We start from the raw sequence: 1,066 nt of genomic DNA on the forward strand, positions 1-1,066 counted from the left end.
TACGGGACCAATGACGTGCTGAATGGTGTCGACTTCACCGTGCACAAGGGCGAGGTCATCACGCTGCTCGGGCCTAATGGGGCCGGAAAAACCACGACGATCGAGATTCTCGAAGGCTTCCGGCTGCCCTCGGCCGGCACGGTTGATGTGCTGGGGGTCGATCCGGCACAAGGCGACGAAGACTGGCGAGCACGCGTCGGGGTGGTGCTCCAGTCCTGGCGCGACCACGCGCGCTGGACTCCGCGGAAGCTTCTCGCGCACCTGGGCAGTTACTACGCGCCGTATTCCACACCTCAGCGCACCCGGCCCTACGACGCGGAAGAGCTGATCGCCATGGTCGGCCTCGGTGAGGAGGCGGACCAGAAGATCCGTACCCTGTCCGGTGGCCAACGCCGCCGCCTCGACGTCGCGATCGGCATCGTCGGGCGCCCCGAGTTGCTCTTCCTCGACGAGCCGACGGCGGGGTTCGACCCGCACGCCAGGCGTGAGTTTCACGAGCTGATCCACCGCCTCACCGACCTCGAAGAGACGACGATTCTGTTGACCACACACGATCTGGACGAGGCGGAGAAGCTGGCCGACCGCATCCTGATCCTGGCTGGTGGCCGGATCGTCGCCGACGGCAGCGCCGAGCAACTGGCCCGGCAGGTCGCTGGCATGGGCGAGGTGCGGTGGTCCTTCAACGGGCAACCCTTCGTGGAGTCCACACGGGACCCCACCACGTTCACGCGGAACCTGTTCGCCCAGCACGGAGCCGACATCACGGATCTGGAAGTGCGGCGGGCCAGCCTCGAGGACACCTACCTCACGATGGTCCAGCAGCACGAGTCCGGCCGCGCTGACCAGGCAGCGACCACCTTTGGTACGGCCGAGGCGAAGGTCACCACGGAGGGCACCCGATGAATCGCGGCGGACAGCGCACGATGCACGCGATTCGCGTGGGCCTCGCCCGCGGCTGGACCGAGTTCGTCCTGAGCATCCGGAGCCCGCAGGATCAGGGCTTCTACCTGTTTGTCGCGGTCGCCGTCGTCGGCTACCTGTTCCTGCGGCGCAACACCCAGGTCGA

The 1,066-nt window shown here is 66.9% G+C and carries 1 protein-coding gene; it reads left to right on the plus strand.

The genetic code is table 11. The features are described 5' to 3' along the window. Nucleotides 1-903, plus strand: a 903-nt coding sequence (locus tag Asi02nite_RS41265; protein ID WP_203719483.1) for an ABC transporter ATP-binding protein, incomplete at its 5' end; no start/stop codon positions are given. Nucleotides 904-1,066 lie beyond the last annotated feature (163 nt).

It is taken from the genome of Asanoa siamensis (assembly GCF_016862555.1).
GTDB classification, from domain to species: Bacteria; Actinomycetota; Actinomycetes; order Mycobacteriales; family Micromonosporaceae; genus Asanoa; species Asanoa siamensis.